The organism is Pontibacter brevis (assembly GCF_054779655.1).
This window is the reverse complement of record NZ_BAAGXV010000047.1, coordinates 1-6,183: the sequence shown is the minus strand read 5'-3', so window position 1 is coordinate 6,183 and position 6,183 is coordinate 1. Positions and strand designations below refer to the sequence as shown.

The 6,183-nt window shown below is 41.9% G+C and carries 6 protein-coding genes and 1 rRNA gene; 2 read left to right on the top strand and 5 right to left on the bottom strand.

Annotated features, from left to right (window positions below; genetic code table 11):
* Positions 1 to 102: 102 nt before the first annotated feature.
* On the top strand, positions 103 to 561 hold the full coding sequence (locus ACYVB1_RS13030) for a hypothetical protein (RefSeq protein ID WP_460924186.1): 459 nt from the start codon (positions 103 to 105) through the stop codon (positions 559 to 561).
* Positions 562 to 751: 190 nt separating this feature from the next.
* On the opposite strand, the gene ACYVB1_RS13025 is transcribed toward ACYVB1_RS13030, so the two are convergent.
* The 3 genes from ACYVB1_RS13025 to ACYVB1_RS13015 form a co-directional block, all read right to left on the bottom strand.
* Positions 752 to 1,447, bottom strand: a complete 696-nt coding sequence (locus ACYVB1_RS13025) for a DUF421 domain-containing protein (RefSeq protein ID WP_460924184.1) — start codon at positions 1,445 to 1,447, stop codon at positions 752 to 754.
* Positions 1,448 to 1,469: 22 nt separating this feature from the next.
* Positions 1,470 to 2,090, bottom strand: coding sequence for a DUF421 domain-containing protein (locus ACYVB1_RS13020; RefSeq protein ID WP_460924182.1), 621 nt, complete (start codon positions 2,088 to 2,090; stop codon positions 1,470 to 1,472).
* A gap of 450 nt (positions 2,091 to 2,540) precedes the next feature.
* Complete coding sequence (locus tag ACYVB1_RS13015) at positions 2,541 to 2,861, bottom strand: hypothetical protein (protein ID WP_460924180.1); 321 nt, start codon at positions 2,859 to 2,861, stop codon at positions 2,541 to 2,543.
* Positions 2,862 to 3,093: 232 nt separating this feature from the next.
* Here ACYVB1_RS13015 and ACYVB1_RS13010 point away from each other — a divergent pair, with 232 nt between their 5' ends.
* On the top strand, positions 3,094 to 4,017 hold the full coding sequence (locus tag ACYVB1_RS13010) for a LysR family transcriptional regulator (protein WP_460924178.1): 924 nt from the start codon (positions 3,094 to 3,096) through the stop codon (positions 4,015 to 4,017).
* 93 nt (positions 4,018 to 4,110) lie between these two features.
* Here the strand turns inward: ACYVB1_RS13010 and ACYVB1_RS13005 are convergent, their stop codons facing one another.
* Together ACYVB1_RS13005 and rrf are read right to left on the bottom strand one after the other, a co-directional pair.
* Positions 4,111 to 5,346, bottom strand: coding sequence for a sensor histidine kinase (locus tag ACYVB1_RS13005; RefSeq protein WP_460924176.1), 1,236 nt, complete (start codon positions 5,344 to 5,346; stop codon positions 4,111 to 4,113).
* A gap of 757 nt (positions 5,347 to 6,103) precedes the next feature.
* Positions 6,104 to 6,183 (bottom strand): 5S ribosomal RNA (gene rrf / locus ACYVB1_RS13000); the annotation flags it as partial.

Sequence of the window (6,183 nt, the reverse complement as noted above, 5' to 3'; positions counted from 1 at the left end):
TGGCACAAGGTCTTTTACCCTTTCCCATTGCTCGTTTGTCAACTCCATGAGAAACCAACATATTAACTCAAGCTGGGATTCCCATTTTTGAGATAGCCTCTAGTGCTTTCAGACCCTACCAGCGAAGACTATATACCTGAAAGCCTTCGCAACAATGACCGCTTACGCGCCCTCTGCCTGAGTGGTGCTATGCCACTGGAGCAATACATTGATTTTATTACCAACATCGGGTTTGGTACCGTGGAGGTAAGAGCAAGACGTCCTTACCGCGTATTGGCTCCGGGTCAGTATGATACAGATAAGCCAATTTTTATAGAAAGCGTTGAAATTTGCGCTATCAAAGATCCGATGCCGGATGATGGCCCTTGCGTATTTACAGGCAAGCACGCCATCTACTTCGGAGAAGATGAGTTTTTTGATGATGGGAAAGGCCACACTTTACTTCATAACCAGCCGCTGGCGGTGTGTGATAAAACCGCCAAAGCACTTGGAGATTTAGGTCGAAAAGACATCTACATCACGGGTTCCACCTGGTTCTACGATGGAGGCGGATGCTGTTAAGCTGTGTCAAGGCAGCAGAGATGACCATTGGCTGATTTACTTTACCTGTTCAATACAAGCCACAACTTACCTGTTTCAATATAGAAATCCGTCCCTGCGTTCCTCTAAAGACACAGGGACGGATTATTGTACCGAATTAGCATACAAATATAATCAGGAAGAAGAAAGAAATGGCAGGCTATGGAAGTTCTTAGGCCTTTACTGCTTTAAACCATTGTTTGTCGTTGCAGTGCTCACAGGTTTGCTCCGGTTCTTTTCGGCTTTCCACTAAGTTTCCACAGCTTCCGCAGGCGTACTTACCTTCAACCACTGTCAGTTCCTGCAGGTAATCTTTGTCCCAATCAGGCAAAATGCAGAGCCCTTCGCGTGCATGGTCTTCATAAAGATAGATAGTAAAAGATCCATTAGCCTCCAGATAAGCCCGCTGCACTCTTCCCAGGCTGATTACTTCCTTGAGTCTGAATTCAGTAAGCATACGCTCACGTGTAATTTTGCTCTTCTTCATGTTATGCAGGTCCAGGCAACCATCCTTTGCCATAGCACCGATGCTACCTACCACCAGGCTCTCAAACCCGGGATTATTCATAAACTTTATAGAGACATAACGCTGTATACCTATCACAATACCTGCAATGATGAAGGCTGGTAACATGCCTCTTTCCGGATCTTGTATGGGAATACCAATAGCCGCTGCCAGCGATATCATAGCAATCATTTCGTTTCTGCTGATCATGGCAGACATGCGCTTCCCCATGATGCGCATACTTGCAATCAAAATCAGGTAAACAACTATTCCACGAAGCACTACCTCGAGCAAAAAGATCAGCGGCACTTCTCCTATGAAGATGCGCATCCAATCCCAAAGTTCAGCTTCAGCTGTATTCATCCTTTTCTCTTTAAGCTTTTGATTATTGAATAGGAGGCGTCCAATCCTGGTTAGCACAGTTGCTACAGGTGATCTGTTCCTTATCGTTTTCTTCCTTTACATTCCCACAATAACAGCAGGCTTGTTTTTCGTGCACTTCCTTTGTACCAGGAGGCAGGGCATTATCAACTCTCGGATAAACAGATAAACCAGGCCTTTCTTCTGCTAACTTGTATAAACTAAAATGTCCATCAGCTTCAGAATAAAGTCTCTTTACCTGGCCCAGGTGTCGAATACCCTTGGAACGTAACACACCAAAAATCTGGTCCTTGCTGATGTGCATGCTTTGTAACTCTTCCGGAGCTATGACACCATCTTTGATGATCAGTCTGATCTTGCCTTGGGTGAGCATCTCTACACTGCGTTTTTTAAAGGTGAGAAAGGTTTGTCCCTGGTGCAAAAGCAGAATAACAATCAGCAGGATAACTCCAGGCAAAATCCCACTGTCGAATGCCTGCATGGGCACGGATGCAATGGCACCCAGGGTAAGCATAACGGCTAAGTCAGAAATGGTTAACTGTGCATTCATGCGTTTGCCCAGCAGACGCATCACGACCATCAGACAAACATATATGATAAGCGTACGGAAAAAAACCTCTATCATAAACCCCCAGGGGTTATCCCCTACCAGGAGTCGCTGCCAGTCGGTTATTTTAATATCTTCTTTGTCCATGTCAAAAAGTATACTAGATGGGTAGCGCTATTGTTACGGATAACGAAATAACCGCTCCTGACATGATTCACCATAAATAGAACGCGCTTCAGCTGAAGCCCAGGTTAACTCGCACCACCTGCACGGGTGTGACATACTCCTCCTGCCGGCACACGTAAATGAATTTGAAGCCCATTCATTTTAGTAACCGCACCACACAAACAGGATGGCGTAAGGAGTTTCTAAATGACATTTTTTTATTTGTAAATAAATAACTAAAAGGAAGAACCTCCTGTTTTGAATGGTACAGCGTAATACCACTTAATCAGGAGGTTCCTTCTTCATCCCGTCTCTTATTCCGGGACGACTTATGTGCTCAGTGTACAGCGTTAACCTTTAAAATTAATTACCAGCAGTAACTTCCTCATTTTGAATGTGCTCTTTAGGCTGCACTTTAGCTTCGAAAGATACATTCATAGCGGATTCTATCTCAATTCTACTGTTGCTGCCCACTGCTTCCTGTACAAGGGCTAAAATTTGCTCTCTCGACTCCTGAAGTTCTTTAACTTTTAAATCCGACTCCAGGTTGGGTTTACCATAGCGTACGTAGTCGCTAAAGCTTTTTACCTTATGGAAGTTAATTTTAGTGTCTACCATCTTGAGAAGAATCTCTTTGGCCTCCATGGGGGTGTAATCCCCTGTAATCAAATTGAAAGTTGTCATAGAAAAAGTTTTTTGTATAGATTATAAAATTTATGTAAAGCATTTCAAACAAAACACATGCTATGGCGATGCATGATGTACTGTGGCTATTTTGAAAAATAAAGAATTAACTTTTCGTAGCCTACAGCCGCTTTCATTCTGATTAGCTGTGTTACTCTTTGTGTTACAAAACTGCATAATTGCATATATAAATAAAAATATATACTTTTAATACAAACCATAAATAATACTTATGAATTATACTTTGCATCAATTGCAGGTGTTTCTGAAAATTACCCAGGCGCAAAGCATTACCAAAGCTGCGGAGGAACTGCACTTGACGCAGCCTGCTGTATCTATCCAGCTTAAAAATTTCCAGGACCAGTTTGATATTCCATTAACTGAAGTGGTGGGACGAAAAATTTTTATAACTGACTTTGGTAAGGAGATAGCTGTTGCGGCCGAAAGGATTTTAAATGAGGTACATGCTATCAATTACAAAACCCTTGCCTATAAAGGGCAATTAATTGGACGACTTAAAATCACGGTTGTATCAACCGGCAAATATGTAATGCCTTACTTTCTGTCTGATTTCTTAAAGCAGCACCGTGGAATAGAACTGGTACTGGATGTAACTAATAAAGCCAGAGTGATCGAAAGCCTGGAAAAAAATGAAGTTGACTTTTCCCTTGTGTCTGTTTTACCGGAGAATATACAGGTAGAGAACATAGAACTGATGGAAAACAAGCTGTACTTAGTTGGCAGCAGAACACACAACTTTAACCAACAGCCAGAGGAAAACAGTCTTTTAGAAGAAATACCTTTGATTTACCGGGAGGCAGGCTCAGGTACCCGGCATATCATGGAAAAATTTATCAGGCAGAACAACCTGCCTGTTGTAAAGAAGATGGAGCTTACTTCTAATGAAGCCGTTAAACAAGCGGTAATAGCAGGACTTGGATATTCTATTATGCCCCTTATCGGCATAAAAAATGAGTTAAATAATGGCGACCTGCAAATTATCCCCATCAAAGGGTTTCCTATAAAATCGAACTGGAACCTAATCTGGTTAAAGAATAAAAGCTTCTCACCAGTTGCCAGTACTTTTCTGGATTACTTACAACAAGAAAAAAGTAAAACGATAAAGGAGTGGTTTAGCTGGCTTGACCAGTTTTGATGACTATCCTGTTTTAGGTCAGGCTGTATCTATTAGCTGAATTACACCCTGAATAACAACCACAACCAGAGGCGCATTGGCCAGGAATATGGCTCAGATAGCCTTTATAGGCAACCTGATAGTAAAACCAGTATATTCGCCTTCAACAGAATCGACACTAATCTTACCATTGTGCCCGTTGGTGATGATATCATAACTCAGCGACAGCCCGAGACCGGTGCCCTGCCCCGTTGGCTTGGTAGTGAAGAAGGGCTGCAGTATTTTGTGCCGGATGCTTTCCGGAATACCGCAGCCATTATCCCGGATATGTAATTCACAAACGTTCCCTTTTCTGCAGGTACTTACCTGCACCTGTGCCTGGTAATTGACATCTTCTGTTTGTGATTTCTTCTGCTTTACAGCATAAAAGGCATTGTTTAAGAGGTTGAGCAGCACTCTTCCTATATCCTGCGGTACAACCTCTAATTTAGGCAGACTGTTATCGAAGTGTGTTTCCAGCTTCGCATAAAAGCTTTTGTCCTTAGCCCGCAGGCCGTGGTAACTCAGGCGAAGGTATTCTTCAGCTAAGGCATTGACATCAGTGAGCTCCTTTTGCCCGGTACTTACCCGTGTGTGCTGCAGCATACCTTTCACAATAGAATCAGCCCGCTTGCCATGGTGGTTTATTTTCTGCAGGTTTTGCGTTAAGTCCCTCATTAATTCCCCAACATATTCTTTTTCCGGTTCCGACAGCTTCTGTAAAGGCCCCTCTTGCAGTTCTTCTACTAACTCAATGCTTAATTCTGAAAAGTTATTTACAAAGTTCAGTGGGTTTTGAATTTCATGGGCAATACCCGCCGTCAACTCCCCTAAAGATGCCAGCTTTTCCTGCTGTATCAGTTGCGCCTGTGTTACTTTAAGTTCCTTCACTGTTTCCTGTAAAGCTTCCTTCTGCAGTGTTAATTCTGCTGTCCGCTCCGAAACCAACAATTCAAGCTCTGCTTTTCGGTCTTCCGCGAACTTTAACGCCTGCTGCTGTTTCTTGGAGTTTGCCCACCTGGCAAATATCCAGATAAAGGTACCAACAATAGCAAAATCAAAGTAACCCTCCCACCTTTCATAGAAATCAGGTAAGGCAAGCTGAACGAAACTATTTACAATACCGGCAATAACTAAGGGATAATTGGCGAGAATATAAGGCTTAAACTGGCTGAAATCAGGTTCTTTTTTGAGGTATTCCAGTAAGCCCAATAATAAAACACTACCTAATAAAACACTTGCTTCATCGTCAAGAAAAATAGAAATACCAAAGAAAAGAGTTAGTAAAGCCCAACCAGAAAATGAAATCAAGCTTTTCCATTTTATATACACAGGAGAATCCTGTAAAGGCTTTCTTATGCGCCTGATAAGTAAGAAGCCCGCTAAAAAAGAAAACAAGTGCATGATTTAGATTCTCCTGTTTAGAACCGTATATAGCTGATTTTACAACTCATCGAAAATAAGCCGGTGAACAAATGGGTTTTAACTCATTTTGTAAACGAGCATGCGTGGCATTATTTGAACTCAAATATTGATGAAACTAAAAACTACACCTTATCTGATAGTATTGTCAACCAAAGAAGAAAAAGCTCTTTAAGCTAAACCATTATGGTATTAAATATAATATTATTTATCAACTAATTCTAAGTAAAGTTCTATTAATTTAACTAGATGCGTATCATATCAGGATGTTTTAAAGCACTCTTTATCAATGAAGTACAGCAGTATTGTGTTGAAGCATAGTTGATACACCACAACTACTGAAAAGAAGATACATGTTTATTATGTGTAGCCAGTTTAATTGATTTACAAATATGAGCTGACAGATAACGAGGAAACTCTGAATGCTACTCAATTAGAAGGAAACATGTTTACTGAAGCCGAAGAGACCTGTATCTTAAGCCATCAAAAAAGAGGGATAAAGGGTTTCTGTGCTGGAAAAGGAAGATTCTTTGTAATCCGGGGCTACTATATCTATGAGGAACTGTTTGCAAAAGTATTCGCAAACAGTAGGGCCCCCAAACGCAAAACACCCCCTGCTGATTCTCTGCAGGGGGTGCTTTTGTAGGGTTGGCGGCCACCTACTCTCCCGGGTGTGACCCCAGTACCATCGGCGCGTCCGGGCTTAACTTCTCTGTTCGGGATGGG

Coding starts and splice junctions, on each gene's coding strand:
- ACYVB1_RS13015 (WP_460924180.1), bottom strand. CDS start 2,861: ATGACAACTTTCAATTTGATTACAGGGGATTACACCCCCATGGAGGCC.
- ACYVB1_RS13020 (WP_460924182.1), bottom strand. CDS start 2,090: ATGATAGAGGTTTTTTTCCGTACGCTTATCATATATGTTTGTCTGATG.
- ACYVB1_RS13010 (WP_460924178.1), top strand. CDS start 3,094: ATGAATTATACTTTGCATCAATTGCAGGTGTTTCTGAAAATTACCCAG.
- ACYVB1_RS13025 (WP_460924184.1), bottom strand. CDS start 1,447: ATGAATACAGCTGAAGCTGAACTTTGGGATTGGATGCGCATCTTCATA.